19 protein-coding genes and 1 pseudogene are annotated in these 21,107 nt (G+C 43.8%); 13 read left to right on the plus strand and 7 right to left on the minus strand.

Annotated elements, in window-relative coordinates; genetic code table 11:
* The first annotated feature begins 11 nt into the window (after nt 1-11).
* The 3 genes from PUQ00_RS32790 to PUQ00_RS11240 all read left to right on the plus strand — a co-directional run bounded on the left by PUQ00_RS32790 (nt 12) and on the right by PUQ00_RS11240 (nt 4,086).
* Nucleotides 12-140: a hypothetical protein gene (locus PUQ00_RS32790; RefSeq protein WP_366145955.1), complete on the plus strand. Its 129-nt coding sequence runs from the start codon at nt 12-14 to the stop codon at nt 138-140.
* Nucleotides 141-204: 64 nt separating this feature from the next.
* Nucleotides 205-1,356 (plus strand): glycosyltransferase family 1 protein, encoded by a 1,152-nt coding sequence (locus PUQ00_RS11235; protein WP_300416104.1) that lies wholly within the window; start codon nt 205-207, stop codon nt 1,354-1,356.
* Between the two features lie 108 nt (nt 1,357-1,464).
* Nucleotides 1,465-4,086: an adenylate/guanylate cyclase domain-containing protein gene (locus PUQ00_RS11240; protein ID WP_300416139.1), complete on the plus strand. Its 2,622-nt coding sequence runs from the start codon at nt 1,465-1,467 to the stop codon at nt 4,084-4,086.
* Nucleotides 4,087-4,171: 85 nt separating this feature from the next.
* Here PUQ00_RS11240 and PUQ00_RS11245 read toward each other — a convergent pair whose 3' ends face one another.
* Complete coding sequence (locus tag PUQ00_RS11245; protein ID WP_300416106.1) at nt 4,172-4,435, minus strand: hypothetical protein; 264 nt, start codon at nt 4,433-4,435, stop codon at nt 4,172-4,174.
* A 679-nt stretch (nt 4,436-5,114) separates the two neighbouring features.
* On the opposite strand from PUQ00_RS11245, the gene purC reads away from it, so the two are divergent.
* The 7 genes from purC to PUQ00_RS11280 all read left to right on the plus strand — a co-directional run bounded on the left by purC (nt 5,115) and on the right by PUQ00_RS11280 (nt 14,224).
* Complete coding sequence (gene purC / locus PUQ00_RS11250) at nt 5,115-5,852, plus strand: phosphoribosylaminoimidazolesuccinocarboxamide synthase (protein WP_300416108.1); 738 nt, start codon at nt 5,115-5,117, stop codon at nt 5,850-5,852.
* A 141-nt stretch (nt 5,853-5,993) separates the two neighbouring features.
* On the plus strand, nt 5,994-8,498 hold the full coding sequence (locus PUQ00_RS11255; protein WP_300416110.1) for a BamA/TamA family outer membrane protein: 2,505 nt from the start codon (nt 5,994-5,996) through the stop codon (nt 8,496-8,498).
* 228 nt (nt 8,499-8,726) lie between these two features.
* On the plus strand, nt 8,727-9,641 hold the full coding sequence (lpxC, locus tag PUQ00_RS11260; protein WP_300416112.1) for a UDP-3-O-acyl-N-acetylglucosamine deacetylase: 915 nt from the start codon (nt 8,727-8,729) through the stop codon (nt 9,639-9,641).
* Nucleotides 9,642-9,733: 92 nt separating this feature from the next.
* Entirely contained in the window at nt 9,734-10,264 is a 531-nt protein-coding gene (gene fabZ / locus PUQ00_RS11265; RefSeq protein WP_300416114.1) for a 3-hydroxyacyl-ACP dehydratase FabZ, read from the plus strand.
* A gap of 311 nt (nt 10,265-10,575) precedes the next feature.
* Nucleotides 10,576-11,394 (plus strand): acyl-ACP--UDP-N-acetylglucosamine O-acyltransferase, encoded by an 819-nt coding sequence (lpxA, locus tag PUQ00_RS11270; RefSeq protein ID WP_300416116.1) that lies wholly within the window; start codon nt 10,576-10,578, stop codon nt 11,392-11,394.
* A gap of 104 nt (nt 11,395-11,498) precedes the next feature.
* The gene (gene lpxB, locus PUQ00_RS11275) at nt 11,499-12,665 is read left to right on the plus strand and encodes a lipid-A-disaccharide synthase (protein ID WP_300416118.1); all 1,167 of its coding nucleotides are present in this window, start codon (nt 11,499-11,501) and stop codon (nt 12,663-12,665) included.
* 305 nt (nt 12,666-12,970) lie between these two features.
* Nucleotides 12,971-14,224 carry a DNA cytosine methyltransferase gene (locus tag PUQ00_RS11280; protein WP_300416120.1) on the plus strand — a complete coding sequence of 418 codons (1,254 nt, stop codon included), beginning with the start codon at nt 12,971-12,973 and terminating at the stop codon, nt 14,222-14,224.
* Between the two features lie 343 nt (nt 14,225-14,567).
* On the opposite strand, the gene PUQ00_RS11285 is transcribed toward PUQ00_RS11280, so the two are convergent.
* The 5 genes from PUQ00_RS11285 to PUQ00_RS11305 form a co-directional block, all read right to left on the minus strand.
* Nucleotides 14,568-14,945: a nuclear transport factor 2 family protein gene (locus PUQ00_RS11285; protein WP_300416122.1), complete on the minus strand. Its 378-nt coding sequence runs from the start codon at nt 14,943-14,945 to the stop codon at nt 14,568-14,570.
* A gap of 162 nt (nt 14,946-15,107) precedes the next feature.
* Nucleotides 15,108-15,953 (minus strand): aldo/keto reductase, encoded by an 846-nt coding sequence (locus PUQ00_RS11290; RefSeq protein ID WP_300416124.1) that lies wholly within the window; start codon nt 15,951-15,953, stop codon nt 15,108-15,110.
* A 22-nt stretch (nt 15,954-15,975) separates the two neighbouring features.
* A complete protein-coding gene (locus tag PUQ00_RS11295; RefSeq protein WP_300416126.1) occupies nt 15,976-16,182 on the minus strand; it encodes a hypothetical protein in 207 nt (68 codons plus the stop codon).
* Between the two features lie 70 nt (nt 16,183-16,252).
* Nucleotides 16,253-16,495, minus strand: coding sequence for a hypothetical protein (locus PUQ00_RS11300; RefSeq protein ID WP_300416128.1), 243 nt, complete (start codon nt 16,493-16,495; stop codon nt 16,253-16,255).
* Nucleotides 16,496-16,776: 281 nt separating this feature from the next.
* Nucleotides 16,777-17,298 carry a hypothetical protein gene (locus PUQ00_RS11305; RefSeq protein ID WP_300416130.1) on the minus strand — a complete coding sequence of 174 codons (522 nt, stop codon included), beginning with the start codon at nt 17,296-17,298 and terminating at the stop codon, nt 16,777-16,779.
* 243 nt (nt 17,299-17,541) lie between these two features.
* On the opposite strand from PUQ00_RS11305, the gene nfi reads away from it, so the two are divergent.
* The 3 genes from nfi (at nt 17,542) to PUQ00_RS11320 (ending at nt 20,848) form a co-directional block, all read left to right on the plus strand.
* On the plus strand, nt 17,542-18,207 hold the full coding sequence (gene nfi, locus PUQ00_RS11310) for a deoxyribonuclease V (RefSeq protein WP_300416132.1): 666 nt from the start codon (nt 17,542-17,544) through the stop codon (nt 18,205-18,207).
* Between the two features lie 107 nt (nt 18,208-18,314).
* Nucleotides 18,315-18,815, plus strand: a complete 501-nt coding sequence (locus tag PUQ00_RS11315) for an FHA domain-containing protein (protein ID WP_300416134.1) — start codon at nt 18,315-18,317, stop codon at nt 18,813-18,815.
* Between the two features lie 77 nt (nt 18,816-18,892).
* Nucleotides 18,893-20,848, plus strand: coding sequence for an FHA domain-containing protein (locus PUQ00_RS11320; protein WP_300416136.1), 1,956 nt, complete (start codon nt 18,893-18,895; stop codon nt 20,846-20,848).
* Here PUQ00_RS11320 and PUQ00_RS11325 read toward each other — a convergent pair.
* Nucleotides 20,840-21,107, minus strand: a pseudogene (locus tag PUQ00_RS11325) (hypothetical protein); the annotation flags it as partial. The gene PUQ00_RS11320 and the pseudogene PUQ00_RS11325 overlap by 9 nt on opposite strands.

Below are 21,107 nucleotides of genomic sequence, written 5' to 3' on the forward strand. Positions count from 1 at the left end.
ATGGTCATCATATTGTACTAGAATATGATGACCATTCAATTGGTGTTTATCAGGCATATCGTACAGCTATTACTAAATTTGCGGTTTCCCACAGTTATTTTGACTGTGCAGAATTGATTACAGCACACGAGACAGTTTAATCTGTGTTTAATAGCAAAATGCACTCTTAAGCTGAGATTATCTGCCTGGATTGAATAGTTTTATATGAGAATTGCCCTATTCACCGAAACCTTCTTGCCCAAGGTTGACGGCATCGTAACGCGCCTACGTGATACTGTTGACCATTTACAGCGCAGTGGTAATCAAGTGTTGGTGATTGCCCCTGATGGAGGCATCACAGAATACAAAGGCGCTAAAGTTTACGGCGTTACTGGCTTTCCTCTGCCATTGTATCCAGAATTGAAAATGGCATTACCTCGCCCAGCCATTGGTTACACCTTAGAAGAATTTAAGCCTGATATTATTCATGTCGTGAATCCAGCAGTTTTGGGTTTGTCTGGCATATTTTATAGCAAAATCCTCAAAATACCCTTAGTAGCGTCTTACCATACCCATTTACCCCAATATCTCCAGCATTATGGTTTGGGGATGCTGGAAGGGTTTCTTTGGGAACTGTTGAAAGGCGCTCATAATCAAGCGGCTTTGAATCTGTGTACCTCAACTGCAATGATGGAGGAACTGACAGCACACGGTATTGAACGTGTAGATTTATGGCAGCGCGGGGTGGATACGGAATTATTTCACCCTGATTTAGCTAGTGTAGAGATGCGATCGCGCCTATCGCAAAATCATCCAGAAAGTCCATTGCTACTTTACGTTGGGCGGCTTTCTGCCGAAAAAGAAATTGAGCGCATCAAACCAATTTTAGAGGCAATTCCCCAAGCGCGGTTGGCATTGGTTGGGGATGGCCCCCACCGTCAAGCATTGCAAAAACACTTTGCTGGCACAAACACTTATTTTGTTGGGTATCTCATGGGGAAAGAGTTAGGTTCTGCCTTTGCGAGTGCTGATGCCTTTATCTTTCCTTCCCGTACAGAAACATTAGGCTTGGTACTACTAGAAGCGATGGCTGCTGGCTGTCCAGTGGTAGCAGCCCGTTCGGGGGGAATTCCCGATATTGTCACAGATGGGGTAAATGGATATCTTTTCGAGCCAACAGCAGATGTTCAAGCAGCGATACCTGCGGCGGGCGGAGCCATCGCTGCTACTATTCGCCTCTTAGGACAAAAACAACAACGAGACATCATCCGTCAAAATGCTCGCCAGGAAGCAGAAAGTTGGGGTTGGGCGGCTGCCACTAGGCAGCTACTAGATTACTATCAAAAGGTGATATTTTCTGAACAGTTGACAAAATAGGGGAGTGGGGATGAGGGAGATGAGGGAGTGAGGGAGAAGAATTAATAACCAATGCCCAATGCCCCATGCCCAATGCCCAAAATCCAAAATCTAAAATCTAAAATTCCCATGACACTCCCCAACCCTGGCAGCGTCTTGGCTACATTAACTGAACTGACTCAAGTTAATCGTACTCAGGCCCTACTGCATCGCGTAAAAGACTTATCTGTTAATGAATTTGTTTGCTTACTCGACTTCATAACTGCTGAATTTCAGCAATTTCTTAGAGCCATTGAACTGATTAATAATGAAGCTCTAGAAACTATGTTGGAGAAAGTCCTAGAAGCTATCACACTCAAAATTGGTCAAATACTGCAAGCAGAACATACAGCAATTTTTTTAGTTGACTATGACAAAGGTCAACTTTGGTCAAAAGTCCCCCAAGATAATACTCAAAAATTCTTAGAAATTCGTACTCCGATCACAGTGGGTATTCCTGGTTATGTTGCTAGTACAGGTCAATATCTAAATATATCTGAAACTTATACTCACCCTTTATTTAGCCCAGAACTTGAAAAACAAATGGGCTACAAAATTCATAATATTTTATGTATGCCCGTTATCAGTAGCAAAAACCAGACCGTAGCGGTAGTGCAACTGGCTAATAAAACCGGGAATGTTCCCTTTAATCATGATGATGAAGAACGTTTTCGAGACTTTGCCGCTTCTATTGGGATTATTCTAGAAAGCTGCCAATCTTTTTATGTAGCCGCTCGCAATCAACGAGGTGCAACGGCTTTGTTGCGGGCAACTCAGACTCTGGGGCAAAGTCTGGATTTAGAAGCAACTTTGCAGATAGTCATGGAACAAGCTCGAATTTTAATGCAAGCAGACCGCAGCACACTGTTTTTATATCGTAAAGAGATGAGTGAACTCTGGACAAAAGTTGCAGCGGCGGCAGATGGCACAAACTTGATACAAATCCGCATTCCCAGTAACCGTGGTATTGCTGGATATGTAGCTTCCACTGGAGAAGCCTTAAATATTTCCGATGCCTATAAAGATCCTCGCTTTGACCCGACTACAGACAGAAAGACTGGTTATAGAACTCGCAATATCCTATGTTTACCAGTATTTAATTCTGCAAATGAATTGATTGGTGTCACGCAATTAATTAATAAGCAACAAAACAGTTTTACTGCTTCTGATGAAGAGTTTATGCGGGCTTTTAATATCCAGGCAGGAATTGCTTTAGAAAATGCTCGCCTGTTTGAAAATGTGCTGTTAGAAAAACAGTATCAGAAAGACATTTTGCAAAGTCTGTCAGATGCTGTGATTTCTACAGATATGGCAGGACGGATTGTCACGATTAATGATGCGGCACTGGAGTTATTGGGTTGTCCGATAAAAGACGCTAATACTAAGAACAACAAGCTTTTGTGGGAACAAAATTTGATTGGTCGCCTAGTTTGGGAAGTTGTGCCAATTGAAAATCTCCAAATGCGGCTAGAAGATAGTTTAAAAACTGGAGCTAAACATTATGTGCCAGAGCAAAGTTTGATGGTGGGACTTTATCAAGTTATCAGTGAGGAGCGATGCCCTGAGCCTGCCCAAGGGTTAGGAATTAAAAGTGAGACTCACTACTCAGCACTTAGGACTCAGCATTCAATTTTAGCAGTGCGCGATCGCACTAATCCCGATGTTTTCATTCCCTGGAATCTAACCCTCACTCCCCAATCTGAGTTTCTCACTTTTGATCAGGTGCAACAATTAGAACGCAGTATTAATCTCACTGTTAATCCCCTAACTAACCCAGAAGGCAGTGTCCGGGGTGGTTTGGTGGTGTTGGAAGACATTAGTCAGGAAAAACGGATGAAAACTACTATGTCCCGCTACCTAACGCCTCATGTAGCCGAACAAGTTATGGCTCTGGGGGAAGATGCTTTAATGGTGGGTGAGCGCAAGGAAGTAACCATTTTGTTTTCTGATATCCGGGGCTACACAACACTTACGGAAAATCTTGGTGCAGCTGAGGTGGTATTGCTGCTCAATCAGTATTTTGAAACGATGGTGGAGGCGGTTTTTAATTACGAAGGCACTCTCGATAAATTTATTGGTGATGCTTTAATGGCGGTATTTGGTGCGCCGCTACCACTTACAGAAAATCATGCTTGGAGGGCTGTGCAGTCGGCATTAGATATGCGATGCCGCCTAGAGGAATTTAACCATCGGCGAATTATCCAGGCGCAACCACAAATTCGTATTGGCATTGGGATTAGTTCTGGGGATGTAGTTTCGGGTAATATTGGTTCCCGCAAACGGATGGATTACACCGTAATTGGAGATGGTGTAAATTTAAGTTCGCGTTTGGAAGCGGTAACTAAGGATTATGGTTGTGATATACTTTTAAGTGAATTTACTTACCAGCTTTGCAGCGATCGCATTTGGGTGCGCCAGTTAGATAAAATTCGCGTCAAAGGAAAACACCAGGCGGTGAATATCTACGAGTTAATTGGCGATCGCACTACTCCCTTAGATGCTAATACTCAAGAGTTTTTGTATCACTATCATACTGGACGCTCGGCTTATTTATCGCGCAACTTCTCACAAGCGATCGCCTGTTTTCAAGCCGCCAAATGCATCCAACCCCAAGACCAAGCTGTTGATATCCACCTAGAACGTGCGCGTAATTATCAACAAATCCCACCCCCAGAGTCCTGGGATGGTGTTTGGACAATGCTTACTAAGTAGTTATTGGGCATTGGGCTATTCAATTTTGGATTCAATTTTAATCTAAAATCCAAAATCTAAAATTGAATTGCCCCTCATTTCCCCTTCAATCTTGAGCCTCCCCCTGATCATCCTGAAACGAGTCTTCGCCAATTCTTAGCTCTTTTTTTGAGTGTTTCAACTGTTTCCATAGATCCTTTATTTGTTCGTAAGCTGCACCTGGAGGCACTTTTCCACCTGTTTCTAAATTGCAAATGTAGCTTACTCTTTGGGCAAATTCCTGTAGATTGGCATTAAAAACCAAGTTCTCTGGCTTTACCTGACCATAGTAGCGACCACGAGGGTACAGAAAATCATCCTTGTTCACCATTTTGTTCTCCAATTTATTTAACTCCCTTTCTCTTTGAATCTCTAAAGCTGAATCACTAGCTACCCTAATCTTTCTTTTGTCAGACTGGGGGAAATCAAATCATCCAACTCATTTTCCAACAGATAGTGCGGGAATTGGTTAATTCAGATTTTGAGACTAGAAAATTAAGCTTAAAATACTTTTGTTGTAACATTTACAACAAAAGTTATTGCAAAAGTAACTAGAGGGAATATTTGATTTTCCTCCTGGTTGTCAATTTATCTCTATCTAAATTTATGAAGTTCTAACTGTAATTGACTTCAGTCTAAACCCTGAGTTACAAACTATATAAAATATAACCGTATTTCCTAATAAAATGTTTTTAGCAAAAATAATTACTTTTTATCTAAGTATATATATTTAGGTAAAGATACCATATACTAAAGCCAATTGTCCTCTGTTAAAAGTTAGAGATTCAGTTGTGAATCTTTAGTAACTGGGGCAAAACAGTTGCGAGTTCCGTTAGCTATCCGCGAATAGCACTACTGCTCCCTCATTTTACTTTGCCCCTCTGCACAATCATCGGCAACCCCGTGTCCTCTTCAATAATCACCAATGGCTAATAGTTAATAACTAAAGATAAAATGGTGAAGCCTCAAAGGACAACCTTTGGTTCATCGCCTAGAACTTACCTGCCACCATGTCTGTTAATTCCAAGTTATACGAAGGCAAAGCGAAAATTCTTTATACAACGGACGATCCGGAAGTCTTGTTGGCTGATTTTAAGGACGATGCCACGGCGTTTAACGCTCAAAAGCGTGGCAGTATCCAAGGGAAAGGAAAAATTAATTGTAGCATTTCCAGCCAGCTTTTTAAACAGTTGGAAGCGAATGGTATAAAAACGCACTTTATCGACAGCCCTGCCCTGAATCAGATGCGGGTGAGAGCAGTAAAGATTTTACCCTTAGAAGTAGTTATCAGAAATATTGCTGCTGGCAGTCTGTGTCAGCAAACAGGGTTAGTAGTGGGTACAATTCTGAAACAGCCTTTGGTTGAGTTTTATTACAAAAACGATCAGTTAGGAGATCCTTTATTGACACGCGATCGCCTATACCTCCTAGAACTAGCTACTGCGGAACAAGTAGACGCAATTACACATCTAGCATTGCAAATCAACGAATTTCTCACTAACTTTTGGCAACTGTGCGGCATTACCCTAGTAGACTTCAAACTAGAGTTTGGTTTGGACTCACAACAGCAGTTGCTCTTGGCAGACGAAATTAGCCCCGACACCTGCCGTTTGTGGGATACAGCAGAAGAGGACTCAAACCGCCGGGTAATGGACAAAGACCGCTTTCGTCGAGACTTAGGAAATGTAGAGGATGCGTACCAGGAAGTTTTACAAAGAGTGCTAAAAGCAGTAGAGAGTAATAGTTAAGTGGGTAAAAATCAATTAAACTCGTGTGGATTGTACTTTGTCACTTATCCTTCGTAACTGATAGCCAATAACAAATGACAAGTGACAAATGACAAATTTGTCATGGTGTGTGTGTGGTCGTGAATAGGAATCATAAGTAAAATGCGTTTATCTCCCGTATTGCTGGCAGCAGTAGCAATTGCAGTCCCTTTGGGCGGCTCAATGAGTGCAAATGCAGAAGCCGCCAAAGGTTCAAAACAGACAACAGAAGTTTTGACACTAGAAACAAATCAGCAGCCAGAAAAGGACACTGGTCAGGGTAACACTAGTGAGAGTCTAAAATCTCGACCTAATTCCACAGGGGTTACAGAGGCGGAACATCTTCAATCCCGCGTTGTCCCAGTTTATACTGCCAAACCAGCAGCGATGCCTGCGGCGGGCGTAGATGCAGCGACATCAGAGGTAATAGTACCAACCTCCATAACCCCAAGAACTGCACAAACCCCTCAAATAAATCCCAACCCTAATCAACAGCCATCTCCTGCTCCAGTCATTCCACCCCCAGGTAGTCAACAACAAACACCTTCGCCAACTCTTGAGACTACTCCAGTCCCAGAAAATGTCAATCCACCGACAACGGCACCTTTATTACCCACAACTCCAGAACCATCTCCCACTCCAGTCATTTCACCCCCAGGTAGTCAACAAAGAACACCTATCCTAAGCCCAGGCACGACTCCAAGTCCGCAGAATGTTAACCCGCCGACAACTCCGGGAAATACTCAACCCAACACAGCCCCAGAAGCCAATGATCCCCGCGTACTGGTGTCGGAAGTAGTAGTTAGATCACAGGCTGGGCAACTATCACCAGAACTCGAAGACCAAGTTTATAAAGTAATTCGTACCCAACCAGGACGAACGACAACTCGCAGCCAATTGCAAGAAGATATTAACGCCATCTTTGGTACTGGCTTCTTCTCCAACGTCCAAGCATCACCAGAAGATACCCCCTTGGGAGTGCGAGTCAGCTTTGTTGTACAGCCTAACCCCGTCCTGACCAAGGTACAAGTACAAGCCAATCCAGGCACTGGTGTTGCTTCCGTACTACCAGCTAACACTGTAGATGAAGTCTTTCGCCAACAGTATGGCAAAATCCTCAACTTGCGTGACTTGCAGGAAGGCATCAAGCAGTTAAACAAGCGGTATCAAGACCAAGGTTACGTGCTAGCCAACGTGATTGGAGCGCCACAAGTCTCTGAAAACGGAGTTGTTACCTTGCAAATAGCAGAAGGGGTAGTAGAAAACATTAGAGTCCGGTTCCGCAATAAGGATGGTCAGGAGACAGACGAGAAGGGACAACCGATTCGCGGACGGACGCAAGATTACATCATTACACGAGAATTGGAATTAAAGCCAGGACAAGTATTCAACCGCAACACCGTGCAAAAAGACCTACAGCGCGTGTATGGACTGGGACTGTTTGAAGATGTAAATGTCTCCCTTGACCCTGGTAGTGACCCCAGCAAGGTAGATGTAGTGGTGAATGTAGCTGAACGCGGCAGTGGTTCTATTGCGGCTGGGGCAGGGATTAGTTCAGCTAGCGGACTATTTGGCACGGTTAGCTATCAACAGCAAAACCTGAATGGTAGAAACCAAAAACTGGGTGCAGAGGTACAGGTGGGAGAGCGGGAACTGCTGTTTGACTTGCGGTATACAGACCCCTGGATCGCAGGAGATCCTTACCGGACTTCCTACACGGTCAATCTTTTTCGCCGCAGTTCCATTTCGTTGATTTTTGATGGCAAAGATCAGGATATTAGAACATTTGACCCAAAGAATCCCACTAATACAGATTCTCAGGATAGCCCCCGCATTCTCCGTCTAGGTGGTGGTGTTACCTTTACCCGTCCCCTGTCCTCCAATCCCTACAAAACTTCCGTATGGACAGCCTCAGCCGGTTTACAGTATCAACGAGTTTCCGCCCGTGATGCCGATGGCAATCTCAGAAAAACAGGAGCGATATTTGATGATAATAATGGGAACCGCATCAGCCAAGAAGTTCCACTTACTTTCTCTGGTGGAGGTGAAGATGACTTGGTGCTATTGCAACTAGGGGTACAGCGCGATCTCCGTAATAACCCCTTGCAACCTACCAGTGGTTCTTATCTCCGCTTTGGCATCGATCAGTCAGTTCCTTTGGGACTAGGTAATATTTTTCTCACCAGATTACGCGGTAGCTACAGCCAATATTTCCCCGTCAAGTTGATTAGCCTCACCAAAAAAGGGGCACAAACTCTAGCATTTAACTTCCAAGCAGGAACAGTTTTCGGTGACTTGCCTCCCTACGAAGCTTTTACCCTTGGGGGCAGCAACTCCGTCCGAGGTTATGAAGAAGGAGCATTAGGTAGTGGACGCAGTTATGTGCAAGCATCAGTTGAGTATCGGTTCCCAGTTTTTTCAGTAGTCAGCGGCGCACTATTTTTTGATATCGGCAGTGACCTGGGTACTAGTACCCAGGCAGCTGAAGTGTTGAACAAAAATGGCAGTGGCTTCGGCTATGGTCTCGGCGTTCGCGTCCAGTCTCCACTAGGGCCAATTCGGATTGACTACGGTATCAACGATGACGGTGATAGCCGGATTAATTTTGGTATTGGCGAAAGGTTTTAACCAGTTAGGAGTAGAGACGCGATTAATCGCGTCTGTACAGGAGTTATGAGTTTTAATTCCTCACTCCTCACTGTTAACTCATAACTTTTCTGGATTAGCTTGCTAATTTTTACATTTACCTCAATACTGTTCCGATAAAGGGATTAATGACATTTTTAGGGGAATATCAGGGATTTTACCAAAACAGACGATGAACAATACTAAAGGAAATATATTGACTTTTCGGTTATGCAACAGCACACTTTAGCAGATCAAATCACTCAAACTGGAGTGGGACTGCATAGCGGTGTGAGTACCCAGGTGCGGATACTACCAGCTGAGGCGGGAAGTGGACGCTACTTTGTGCGGGTGGATTTACCGGATTTGCCGATCATTCCAGCCCAAGTTGCGGCAGTTAGTCACACTGTTCTCTCAACTCAGTTGGGCAAGGGTGAAGTATATGTTCGCACGGTAGAACATTTGTTGGCAGCACTTTCAGGTATGGGTGTAGATAATGCCCGTATTGAAATTGATGGCCCAGAGGTTCCACTTTTGGATGGTTCAGCAAGGGTGTGGACAGCCAACATTGCCCAAGTTGGTTTAGTATCACAACCCGTTAACAACCAAGTTGCCTTGGCTGTTACAGAACCAATATGGGTCTATCAAGGGGATACCTTTGTATGTGCCCTCCCAGCACCAGAAACCCGCTTTAGTTACGGTATTGATTTTGACCTACCCGCTATTGGTAATCAATGGCATAGTTGGTCACTACCTGCCGAACTAGGAAAAGCTGCTGCTAGCTTTGCTGCGGAAATCGCTCCTGCCCGTACTTTTGGGTTACTGCATCAAATTGAACACTTACAAAAAACAGGGTTAATTAAGGGTGGCAGTTTGGATAATGCACTCGTTTGTGGGCCAGAAGGCTGGCTAAATCCACCATTGAGATTTGCAAATGAGCCAGTGCGTCATAAAATATTGGATTTAGTAGGAGATTTAAGTTTACTAGGAACTTTTCCTAGTGCTCATTTCTTAGCGTATAAAGCCAGTCACTATTTACACATTCAATTGGCTCAAAAAATTTTAGATTTGGGACTTTCCTGCGGAACGCTACGCGAACGGCTTCTCTCCGAGACGCTAGGCGAACGCTCAGTCGAACGATTTTAGATTGGAGCTAAAGCCTAAAATCCAGGATTATTAAGGCTTTCGAGATACGCCTGCCTACTCAACTTTCAAATGAAAAATTAACCACACGGCCAATGTCAATCCTGACTCAAGTGAATACCATCGATACAACTACACCTATATCTACCGAACCACAGGCTATAAATGAGACTAAAATCATCTCTGAGATTAAAACAACTTTCACATGTGAAGAAATTCAGAAATTGCTACCACACCGCTACCCATTTTTACTTGTAGACAAAATAATTGACTACGTTCCAGGTAAAAAAGCTGTTGGTGTTAAAAATGTCACTATCAACGAACCCTATTTCCAAGGACATTTCCCTGGACGTTCACTGATGCCAGGGGTGCTAATTGTCGAAGCAATGGCACAAGTTGGGGGCATTGTTCTAACTCAAATATCTCCGGCAGAAGGCGGGCTGTTCGTCTTCGCTGGTATCGATAAAGTCCGCTTTCGCCGCCAGGTCGTACCGGGTGATCAACTAGTAATGACGTTGGAACTGTTATGGGTAAAACAACGTCGTTTCGGTAAGATGCAAGGTCGTGCCGAAGTTGATGGTCAACTTGCTTCTGAAGGGGAATTAATGTTTTCTCTAATTAATTAAAAGTTTGCTTCGTGGTATGGGCATAGCCGTGAAATGCCCCTACTGAATCCTGAAAAAGGATAACAGTTAAAAAAAATCCACAACAGCATCTGATAATTTCTTGATTTTCGACGCCCTCTTTACGAGATGCACTCACAAACACACTTAACTTGCTTTGCCCGACACTTTCGTTCACTGAAAGACTTCACGCTCAACAACGCCAGTCGCCTGAATGGGACGGCAGTCGCTATAACTCTCTTAACCAGAGTAACACGCTGCCTCAGAAACCCGGCCCGGCGCTGGATTATCAAGACAGTTCTGGAGATTCACCCTTGAAAACGCTAATTCATCCAACTGCTGTAATTCATCCGAAATCGGAACTCCACCATACAGTGCAAGTCGGTGCCTATGCTGTGATTGGAGCGCATGTCAAAGTGGGCCCTGAAACAATAATCGGCGCTCATGCAGTGCTAGAGGGGCCTTGTGAAATTGGGGCGCAAAATCAGATTTTTACAGGTGCAGCCATCGGTATGGAACCCCAGGATCTGAAGTTTGTGGGAGAACCAACCTGGGTCAAAATTGGTGATCACAATTTGATTCGTGAGTACGTTACCATTAACCGCGCTACCGGTGCCGGTGAAGCAACGGTAATTGGTGATGGGAACTTGCTGATGGCTTATGTCCATGTGGCTCATAACTGCGTGATTGAAGACCAAGTAGTGATTGCTAACTCTGTGGCGTTGGCAGGTCATGTCCATATAGAGTCACGCGCTAGGCTGAGTGGGGTTTTAGGTGTCCATCAATTTGTGCGTATTGGTAGACAGGCAATGGTGGGAGGCATGGCACGTATTGACCGGGATGTGGCCCCATATATGCTCGTGGAGGGAAATCCGGCGCGGGTACGAACCCTCAACCTTGTCGGACTTAAACGGTCTGGTATGGAATCAGTAGATTTGCAAATGCTGAAAAAAGCCTTCCGCATTCTCTACCGTTCTGATTTGTCCTTTAAGGATGGTTTGGAACAGTTGGAATTGTTAGGAGATAGCGAAGAATTGCAGCATCTGCGCCGCTTCCTGCTACTTTCTCAGATGCCAGGAAGGCGTGGTTTGATTCCCGGTAAGGGGAAAAAAGGCGTGAGTGATGAATCGTGAATTATGAGTTAGGAGTTATGAGTTATGAGTTGATGAATTAAATTTTTAACTATTCACTCCTAACTACTCACTCCTAACTGCTAACTCCTAACTTTAATTATAAAATGCGGATATTTATCAGCACTGGGGAAGTATCTGGCGATTTACAAGGATCACTGCTAATTACAGCGCTGAAGCGTCAAGCTGTGGCGATTGGGTTGGAATTAGAGATTGTAGCGCTGGGTGGCGAAAAAATGGTAGAGGCTGGGGCAACTTTGCTGGGCAATACCAGTAGTATTGGCTCAATGGGTATTCTAGAAGGGCTGCCTTATATTTTACCGACTCTCCAGGTGCAACGTCAGGCGATCGCTTCTTTAAAGCAAAATCCACCTGACTTGGTGGTGCTGATCGATTATATGAGTCCGAATATCGGAATTGGGACTTATGTGAAACGGCATCTGCCAGATCTGCCTGTGGTGTATTACATCGCTCCACAAGAGTGGGCTTGGTCAGTAAATTTACGTAGAACTAACAAGATTGTTGGCTTTACAGACAAGCTGTTGGCAATCTTCCCACAAGAAGCCCGTTACTTTCAAGAACAAGGGGCAAAAGTTATTTGGGTAGGGCATCCTTTGGTTGACCGAATGCAGAACGCTCCTAGTCACCAAGCAGCCCGTGTAAGATTGGGGATTGCACCAGAACAAATTGCGATCGCACTTCTCCCCGTCTCTCGCCACCAAGAACTAAAATATCTTTTACCAATTATTTTTCAAGCTGCCCAGACTATTCAAGCTAAATTACCTGAAGTTCATTTTTGGATTCCTCTATCTCTGGAAGTCTATAGACAACCAATTGAGAAAGCCGTTAAGCGTTACGGTTTGCGGGCTACAGTTCTATTAGATCAACAAAAGGAAGTTTTTGCAGCTGCTGATTTAGCCATTAGCAAATCTGGTACTGTCAACCTGGAACTTGCTTTGTTAAATGTGCCGCAAGTTGTAGTTTACCGTCTAAGTTCCCTGACTGCTTGGATAGCTCGTAAAATCCTCAAAGGTTCTTTAACTTTTGCATCGCCACCTAATTTAGTAGTGATGAAGCCGATTGTGCCAGAATTTTTACAAGAGGAAGCCACACCAGAGAATATTATCCAAGCGGCGATGGAACTGCTACTCAATCCCAGTCGGAGAGCGCAAACTTTGCTAGATTATGAGGAAATGCGGCGGTGTTTAGGAGAAATTGGGGTGTGCGATCGCGCTGCTCAAGAAATTTTGCAAATGCGACCAAATAATTCGTAATGACGCTCTCTACGTTCGCGCAGCGTGCCGAAGACAGACGCTAAAAGCGAACTAATACTCGCTCTTTGTGACGCTAACATAATTCGTAATTAAAAATAGAGAATCAATCAGTTTATTAATGAGTAAAATTAAGTGCGAAGCATCTGTTTTTGCCAGAAGCCACATTTCCAGCAGAATTCAGAAATAAAACAGGCTTTAGATCTGGTTTTGAGACGAATAATTGTGTACTTCACTAACTTGAAATCCTCTGTATCCATAGGGTAATTACGAATTACGAATTATGTTGAGGTGTCATGGCTTATGAGATGAGAAAACAACGAGCGATCGCAGTTGACTTATTCGCCGGAGCGGGCGGTATGACTCTTGGCTTTGAACAAGCTGGTTTTGATGTGCTGGCGTCTGTGGAAATTGACCCGATCCACTGTGCAACACATGAGTTTAACTTCCCTTATTGCTCAGTGTTATGTAAAAGTGTTGTGGATACAACCGGCGAAGAAATTAGAAGTCGGTCTGAGATTGGCGATCGCGAAATTGATGTGGTAATTTGTGGCTCACCGTGTCAAGGATTTTCCCTAATTGGTAAACGGGCTGTTGATGATCCCCGAAACTCTTTGGTGTTTCACTTTCATCGGCTGGTTTTGGAGCTAAAACCGAAATTCTTTGTGATGGAAAATGTGCGGGGAATCACAGTTGGCGAACATAAACAAATCCTCCAAATCTTAATTAGCAAGTTTAAAATTGATGGCTATAAAATAGAAGAAAATTACCAAGTTCTTAATGCTGCAAATTACGGAGTACCACAGTCCCGTGAGAGATTATTTCTCATAGGTGCAAGGGAGGATGTAGAGTTACCGAAATACCCTCAGCCGATTAGTAAACAAGCATTACTAAATAATTTAACTACTAAAAAAATATCTGATATTCCATTGAGTCCTACAGTATGGGATGCAATTGGAGATTTACCGGAAATAGAAAAATATCCTGAGTTACTAATAAAAAATTGGGTTGTAGCAGAATACGGAAAGCCTAGTAATTATGCTCTTGTACTTCGCGGTATCAAATACCTAGAGGATGATTATTCTTACAAACGTGAATATGATTTGCGAATACTTTCTTCAAGTTTAAGAACAAAACATTCTGCGGAAACTATTAAACGTTTTCAGGAGACTCAACAAGGCGAGAGAGAAAAAATTAGTCGTTTTTATAAACTACATCCTGCTGGTGTTTGTAATACTTTAAGGGCTGGAACAGACAAGTATAGAGGTTCTTTTACATCTCCTAGACCGATTCATCCAATTACGCCCCGTTGTATCACAGTCAGGGAAGCGGCGAGATTGCATTCTTACCCCGATTGGTTTAGATTTCATGTAACCAAATGGCACGGATTTCGGCAAGTTGGTAACTCTGTACCACCGTTACTAGCAAAGGCTGTGGCAGCGGAAATTATTCGCAGTTTGAATATTTCGCCTTTTAAGCCGAGTTTGCAATACAAGTTGCCAGAAAAGAAGCTACTACAATTTAATATGTCGCAAGCGGCACAATATTATCAACGGGACTGATAAGAATCATCAGTGATAAATTAAGGTCATGAATAATTTGTCAATAAGTAATAGTGCTTAAAATGAAACCAAAAATCCGGTTTGAAAACACAATTTTCGCTCCTGCGATCGCCTAATGTTTAAACCGAGCATTCGTGTGGTAACCTAGCTTCTCATGTCACCCTGCCTCAATTCTTGCAAAGCTTTGTCTAATCTCGATTTCACCCACTTCTGTCAGGCAGTCAGGGTGTAGTGAAGGATATGCGGCAGAACCTAACGGCTAGAAGATCAGCGACGGCGGGAGGAAAAGCAACCTCTCTGCGTCAGACATTACTCCGCCGTTCGTTGTAGCGCCTTGTTAGGTTCAGTGGCCCGACAATGAAGGTGGATAGATTTCCATGCTTTGAATCAAGCCATGCTCAATGGTATAACGATGACCAACGTGCTGATCAAAAAGAACTGTTCCAGCTAGATCGCGCACGACTTGATGCACATCGACTAAAATACGCCCGGAATCCTCCCGGTGAAAGGAAATCGGCTCAACATGCGGATTGATGCCGGACCATTGCCTCGTCCAGTAAGCGCGGACTGCTTGATGTCCATGGACATAACCGCCTTCAAACGCTTTCGGCCAAGCCACGTCAGGAGTAGTTGTGGCGAGGGCGGCATCAATATCTCGCGCGTTGAAGGCAGCGTACGCCGCGCATATCAGTTCAATTTCTGGTGCAGATTTATCTGGCATAAGAGGTGTGGTGAAGGACATGCAGTAGGGCTTAAGAATTCTTATACAGAATGCTTCCGTATAAGATCCCGCAGCGTGTGGATAAGCTGAATGATTTTCTATAACACCATAACACCTTACATCACCTAGACATTCCGACACCGCTTTTAGTGCAAGGTTGACCTAAGTCCAGGCACGAAAGAATGTACTATCTTCCCAGATATTAGCAGTCCGCCCTGCGATCGCTGTCAATTCTTTCTTCTTAAGAGGCACAAAAGCCCGCGCTATCTTGACATTATTCTCTAATTGTGCAATATTCTCTGCGGCAATCACGCAACAATGAACTCCAGGCTGAGACATTGTGTAACCTAAAGCTTGCTCCATACCTGTCAACCCACCTGATTTAAACAGCCGATCATAAGCCGGGACTTTCATCGCAATCACACCGACATTTTTTTCTTGAGCAACTGGTAGAACTACCGGGATAAATGGACGTGGGTGGTGTTTGTCGGCGGCATTCACAGGAATCAGTGTAGTGTGGAAAGGATAACGGCGTAACCCTTCGGCAATCACTTGAGGGTCGTGATGTCCGGTAATACCTGCGAACCGCACCAATTTTTGTTGTATGGCTTCTTCCAAAGCTTTAATTGCGCCAGATGCACTAAAAATGGTATCGAGTTCTTCGGAAAAAGAAACGCGATGCAACTGCCACAAATCGAGATAATCTGTATTGAGACGTTTAAGCGATCGCTCCAATTCTCGCCATGCACCATCCCGATCTCTTTTATCAGTCTTGCTTGCTAGAAACAGCTTTGAGCGATGGGGTGGTAGCACTTTGCCTAAATAATCTTCACTCGGCCCATAACTAGTTGCTGTATCAAAGTAGCGAATGCCAAGTTCTAGCGCTCTTTGAATTATTGCAGTAGCATCACTCTCTTTTCCTTCCCAGGATAGCGGCGTTTGTCCTGCTCCTCCTAACCCGAAGATAGGCAGTTTTACTTCAGTGCCTCCTAACACCCGTTCTGGCATAGTTGCTGGCGGTGTTGCGGTGTTAGTAGTATTTTGCTGAAAAGCATTTGTGGCAATAACTGCCTCTAGCAGATCCGATAAAGCTAGTTAGAGGCTTTTCAGAATACTTTGGGGGTGACTCAATAAGTACTATTACCTCCACAGTTACACCTGCTGGAAGTTCTGGAGAAGAGATTTCTACTACACCACCAGGCTTGACGATCGCCTTTTGCCTGAGTCCATTAAGCATGATAATTTATCCTGATGAGTGTCGGAATATCGCACTCCTTTTTCTAGTTTAGCTTTGAGGTGCGATCGCTTTACTTTTTACCGACAGAATTTTTCTCGGCATAGTTTAAATTTTTCTGATATTCTTTAATTTTTTGTTGAGCAACTACATAATTAGGGCTAGAAGATGGCACAGTTTTCATAAGTGCGATCGCAACTTCCCACTGACTCACAACTGTTTTCCACTCATCTGGAGATTTTGCTGATTGAGTCAGGTTAGCTGCATTGATTGCTTTATTTACTGCCTCTCGGAATGTATCAGTTTGAAGTAACACAGTCGGCGATTCTGAAGTCACTGGGGAGGGTGTAACTAATACAGACTTTGATGATATTTGTGTTGGAATTTTAGAAGTTAGGGACTATTCGGCTGTGTCATAACCAATAAATCCAAAAACCTGAGATAATATCTTCTATCTCAGGATTCCCCATTTACAGAGAAAAGGAACATTTTCCGAATATTTCCAGCCCTATGTTTAAAATTTACATAATTTTATTAAACTTATTACAAAAGCCCCTATTTTATACCCTCTCTGTGACTCTGCGTGAAACAAAAAAATTAGCGTTCCTTTGTAATTACAGAACTACCATTACTAATACTTACTTTTTGAATAAAAACGTCTGTACAAGATGATAAAATATCAGTGCTTATTTGATTAGCAATAATTTCAAAATCTTGGTTTGTTAATCCGCGTGCAGTATCGCCACTTAAGTTGATACAAATAGTTAGGGTTTGAAAATTACTAGAAGAGTCTTCTTTATCTACTGCTTCTAATTCAGCTTCTGCTATGCCTAAATTAAACTCTTTACTCCAAGCTGGAAATTCCTTACCCGTTTGTTGTCCATAAACTTTCACTATTTCAACGGATGCAGCCTTTAAAGCCGTTAACCCTTTGCGGACAAATGCAACCAAGGCTTGCTGATTTGGTACTTGGGTAGATTCTAGCATTACCTCTAAGCAAGCATCTTTAAAGGCAACTTTTGCAGTCATACCTTTGGGCTGTAGGTGGCGGTTCATTAGAGATGCGATCGCCTCGGTATCTCCCTGTTTTGCAAGTTTTACAATATTCGGCTGTGTCATAACCAATAAAAGAGAAAATCTGGGAAAATAAACTTATATTCTCAGGATTCCCTCTTGACAGCCTTAAGTAACATTATGATGCAAGATATCAGCTAACTTCGGCTAAAATATCTACTATAAAGATAGTCTTTGACAGAGTTTTCCAATAAATATCTTTTCCCTGTGTCAACATCAAAAACTCTTGTCTTTGTGCTTGCCAAATTAACAAGACTAATATTAATCAGTTTAATTACAATTTGAAATATGAAGTTTCATCGAGATCATGCTTGGCCTTCGACGCTGGAAGAAGCTATAGCTATCCAAGAAAAGCTGCGAGATCAAGTAATTACAGAGGATCAACTACAAGAACCTGTCCAGTACGTTGCTGGTGTGGATATGGGTTTTGAAGCTGATGGAACAATTAGCCGTGCAGCTGTCGCAGTACTGAGTTTTCCTGATTTGCAAGTAATCGAGACAAGCCTAGCACACCGTCCTACGACCTTTCCTTATATTCCAGGGTTCCTCTCATTTCGGGAAATTCCAGCTGTCCTTGATGCCCTGGAAAAGATTAAAACAACACCAGATATCATCCTGTGTGATGGTCAGGGAATTGCCCATCCCCGCAGGTTAGGTATAGCTAGCCATTTAGGGTTACTTATAGATATGCCAACAATTGGTGTAGCTAAGTCGTTGTTGGTAGGCAAGCATGAGGAATTGCCAGAAACAAAAGGCAGCAGGCAACCACTGGTATATAAGGGTGAAACGATTGGGGCTGTTTTACGCACACGCACAGGAGTAAAACCTCTCTACATCTCTAGTGGTCATCGAATTAGTTTACCTACGGCAATTGACTATGTATTACGCTGTACACCCAAATATCGGCTGCCAGAAACTACACGCATTGCTGATAAATTAGCATCGGCGAAATAAAGCTTGTTGAAGTTTTTTTTAAATAGTTGCTTGCACTAACTCAATCGTGTTAAAAATCGCACATAAAGAAGTTGAAGTAACTAAATACGAGTTATGAAGTTAGAACAATGAACGCACTAACTTTACAGTGGCACGATGCAGGTCAAGATAAAACTCAAAACATTTACGAACAACAGCCAAGTCAAAATCCTGGCACTGTTCGCATCGGTCGCGACCCACTCCGGTGCGACATTGTTCTGAGTCACCCTACTGTCTCTGGTCTGCACATTGAAATCTTTTTTCATCACCAGCAACAGCGCTTTTATATCAGAAATTTGCGATCACAAAATCCCTCCCTTGTCGATGGACGGCAATTAGTCCAAGGGGAAATGCCTTTAACTGAAGGTAGTAATATCTCTTTGGGACAAATAAAACTCAACGTTACTAGCATTTCCACGGGTAGCATTCCAGTAACAATTTTGATGCCACCGCATCCACAGCCAGGAGTTTATGGCTTAGAATGCCCCAAATGTCATAAAGTTTCTCCAGGAGAGAATCTACACATAGGCTGTCGTTGGTGTGGAACATCTTTGGCTGCGGCTGTGAGTGTGATCGTAGTAGGGAGTTAGGGAGTGGGGAGTGGGGAGTGGGGAGTGGGGAATGAGGGAGATCAGGAGAATAACCAATGGCCACTGAAAAATGACAAATGACTAATGAACAAATCCAATTGAGTTGGGAAGAACCAGCGACGGGTGAACGGCGAGAACCAAGGTTAAATATGCCGATCGCTTTTGGTCGAGAATTTGCTCGTTTACCTGCTGAACTCAGGGGAGTGCGCGTTTCTAGGATGCTGCTTAACAGTAACGAAGTTTCTCGCTACCATGCCCTAATTGACTGGGAACAAGACCATCTGGTGGTGATTGACCAAAATAGCGTTAACGGTGTGTATGTTAACGGTCAACCACAAACCCGCAGTGTCCTGGTTAATGGCGATACGTTGCAAATTGGCCCCTATGTGATCATGGTGACATTAGCTGCTAGCGCCTCTGCACCAGATACCACTCCCCCTTCAACGATTCACTTCAATGCAAAGACGAATCTTCCAGACCCCAGTTTGCCAGATGTTCAGCCGCTAAGGCCCTTGGCGAGTAATTTCCCGCCATTAGCGTTTCAGACCCAAAAAGTCGCTGTGCAAGCACTTCATGCTACGGGTTTACCAGTAGATGAATCTGATTATCTCGCGATCGGGGCGGGACTGGGTAGCTTTTTCTGGGCTGATTTGCTGCGAATTAGTGGTGTGCGTGCTGACAAGATTGTGGCTTTGGGATTAGAGGGGGAGCCTTATGCTCGTTACAAACGGCTTTGTTTGAATTCGCAAATTCCCTTACATGAAAGACTGCGTTCTAATTCTGACTCTTGTCCTGATAATATTTGGGGCTGGCCTAGTTATGCCTTGCGTGAGGCTTGGCACGATTTCACCAAGGGACAGATAAACTCAGCATTCAAGTATTTGTGGCAGGTATTTGCTGAACCAACATTTGCAGAAACTTATACACCCCGTGCGGGTAATGTCTTTGATTCCATAGATAGAGAGGCGAAGCGCATTGGCTGGAATCAAATTTATCGCTATGGGCGAGTTCAGGTAATTCGCAAAACTGATGACGGTAGGTATTGCGTAGCCTATTCTCGCGGCCCAGGAAATTATGCTTTTTTAGTTAGTCGTTATTTACATTTAGCTACTGGGTATCCAGCAATTCAGTTTCTTCCAGATTTGCAAGCTTATAGGGAAAAATATCAAGATTTTAAATCTGTTGTCAATGCTTATGAGGCACACGATCATGTTTATGAGCAACTAGAGCAACAAGGTGGTACCGTCTTGATTCGGGGGCGGGGAATTGTCGCTTCGCGGATTTTTCAACGCATTTATGAAGCCAGAAAGCGAAATCAGAATATTTCAGTTTTGCATTTAATGCGATCGCCTAAACCCCAAGGCAACAAATTTCAAAATGCCCAACGCCCAGTCAAAAATCATTACGAATTTCAACCCTTTAACTGGCCTAAAGCCTGTTGGGGCGGCGAACTCCGGGCAATATTAGAAAAAGCCAGTCCCGACGAACGCAAAGGCTTACTAGCAGACTGGGGCGGAACTACCACCGCCGACCGCCACGACTGGCAGCAAATTACTGCCCAAGGGTTAAGTGAAGGCTGGTATCAAATTACTTTTGGTGAGGTGCTGGATGTGGAACGAGATGGCCAAAACCGGACTATTACCAGTATTCGAGAGCAAAGTTTTGGGGAAATGAAATTGCTAGCTGACTTTATTGTTGATGCTACTGGACTGGATGCCAAGGTAGATACTAATCCTCTATTAGCAGATTTGGTGAAACATTACAATCTCCCAGTGAATCATCTGGGGCGATTGGCTGTAGCGAACAATTTTGAATTAGTAGAAATGCGTAGTGATAGAGGTCAAATGTATGCTGCTGGGGCTATTACTTTAGGTGGCCCTTATGCAGCAGTTGATAGTTTTTTGGGCTTGCAATACGCCGCATTAGTCGCCATTGATGGACTAGCCGCCGCCCGTGCGCCTGGAGTTCAAAAGTTGAATGTTGTAAGTTCCTTTAGGCAGTGGTTGAAGTGGGTGTTAAATCAGTCACCTTAGTATTAGGGGGCATGGGGCATGGGGTATGGGGGATGGGGCATGGGGCATGGGGCATGGGGCATGGGGCATGGGGCATGGGGCATGGGGCATAGAGTATTTATCTGGCTGCTTTGAGTACCAAACTCGAAATTTGAGGTTCAAAGGTGCAACGTTGAGGTTCAAAAGTGCAACGTTGAGGTTCAAAGGTGCAACTTCGAGGTTCAGAGGCTCAACATTGGAGTTCAAAGGCTCAACATTGGAGTTCAAAGGCTCAACATTG

The sequence above is a fragment of the Nostoc sp. S13 genome (assembly GCF_029379315.1).
Lineage (GTDB): Bacteria > Cyanobacteriota > Cyanobacteriia > Cyanobacteriales > Nostocaceae > Nostoc.

Excerpts from the sequence above, each read along its gene's own strand:
- PUQ00_RS11235 (WP_300416104.1), top strand. The coding sequence starts at position 205 with ATGAGAATTGCCCTATTCACCGAAACCTTCTTGCCCAAGGTTGACGGC.
- purC (WP_300416108.1), top strand. The coding sequence starts at position 5,115 with ATGTCTGTTAATTCCAAGTTATACGAAGGCAAAGCGAAAATTCTTTAT.
- PUQ00_RS11315 (WP_300416134.1), top strand. The coding sequence starts at position 18,315 with ATGAACGCACTAACTTTACAGTGGCACGATGCAGGTCAAGATAAAACT.
- fabZ (WP_300416114.1), top strand. The coding sequence starts at position 9,734 with ATGTCAATCCTGACTCAAGTGAATACCATCGATACAACTACACCTATA.
- lpxB (WP_300416118.1), top strand. The coding sequence starts at position 11,499 with ATGCGGATATTTATCAGCACTGGGGAAGTATCTGGCGATTTACAAGGA.
- PUQ00_RS11285 (WP_300416122.1), bottom strand. The coding sequence starts at position 14,945 with ATGCCAGATAAATCTGCACCAGAAATTGAACTGATATGCGCGGCGTAC.
- PUQ00_RS11280 (WP_300416120.1), top strand. The coding sequence starts at position 12,971 with ATGAGAAAACAACGAGCGATCGCAGTTGACTTATTCGCCGGAGCGGGC.
- PUQ00_RS11245 (WP_300416106.1), bottom strand. The coding sequence starts at position 4,435 with ATGGTGAACAAGGATGATTTTCTGTACCCTCGTGGTCGCTACTATGGT.
- lpxC (WP_300416112.1), top strand. The coding sequence starts at position 8,727 with ATGCAACAGCACACTTTAGCAGATCAAATCACTCAAACTGGAGTGGGA.
- PUQ00_RS11305 (WP_300416130.1), bottom strand. The coding sequence starts at position 17,298 with ATGACACAGCCGAATATTGTAAAACTTGCAAAACAGGGAGATACCGAG.
- PUQ00_RS11240 (WP_300416139.1), top strand. The coding sequence starts at position 1,465 with ATGACACTCCCCAACCCTGGCAGCGTCTTGGCTACATTAACTGAACTG.
- nfi (WP_300416132.1), top strand. The coding sequence starts at position 17,542 with ATGAAGTTTCATCGAGATCATGCTTGGCCTTCGACGCTGGAAGAAGCT.
- PUQ00_RS11295 (WP_300416126.1), bottom strand. The coding sequence starts at position 16,182 with ATGCTTAATGGACTCAGGCAAAAGGCGATCGTCAAGCCTGGTGGTGTA.
- PUQ00_RS11255 (WP_300416110.1), top strand. The coding sequence starts at position 5,994 with ATGCGTTTATCTCCCGTATTGCTGGCAGCAGTAGCAATTGCAGTCCCT.
- PUQ00_RS11290 (WP_300416124.1), bottom strand. The coding sequence starts at position 15,953 with ATGCCAGAACGGGTGTTAGGAGGCACTGAAGTAAAACTGCCTATCTTC.
- PUQ00_RS11320 (WP_300416136.1), top strand. The coding sequence starts at position 18,893 with ATGACTAATGAACAAATCCAATTGAGTTGGGAAGAACCAGCGACGGGT.